Here is a 667-nt window from a genome sequence, read left to right on the forward strand (position 1 = left end):
CGGAATGCAGGTTTTGACCTGTACCATCAGCGTTTTGCGTTCAGTTTTGAAGGTTCATTTTTATGAACTTTCAATGCTTGTTCTTTGAAAACCGGATAAAACGACATTGTACCAAGTATTAACCGAATTTGATCGATTCGTCGATCAAGTCTTTTCATGTCCGTACGGCAGGGATTCGCCCCTGCATGCGGAAAGCCGCTAAGACCGCTGGTCTTTAGAGGTGAAGTTAGGAAGGGCGCACGGTGGATGCCTTGGCACTAGGAGCCGATGAAGGACGGAACGAACACCGATATGCTCCGGGGAGCTGTAAGTAAGCTGAGATCCGGAGATTTCCGAATGGGGAAACCCACTGCCCGTAATGGGGCAGTACGGCTGCGTGAATACATAGCGCAGCCGGGGCACACCCGGGGAACTGAAACATCTAAGTACCCGGAGGAAGAGAAAGAAAATTCGATTCCCCAAGTAGCGGCGAGCGAAACGGGAAGAGCCCAAACCAGGAAGCTTGCTTCCTGGGGTTGTAGGACACTCCTTTGGAGTTACAAAGGGATGCGTGAGGTGAAGCGGCCTGGAAAGGCCCGCCAGAGAGGGTAAAAGCCCCGTAACCGAAGCCCATCCCCTCCGGAGTGGATCCTGAGTACGGCGGAACACGTGAAATTCCGTCGGAATC

1 rRNA gene is annotated in these 667 nt (G+C 52.6%); it reads left to right on the forward strand.

The features are described from left to right. Nucleotides 1-219: 219 nt before the first annotated feature. A 23S ribosomal RNA gene (locus tag KHA84_RS15160) occupies nucleotides 220-667 on the forward strand; the annotation flags it as partial.

Source organism: Bhargavaea massiliensis (assembly GCF_018390575.1).
Lineage (GTDB): Bacteria > Bacillota > Bacilli > Bacillales_A > Planococcaceae > Bhargavaea > Bhargavaea massiliensis.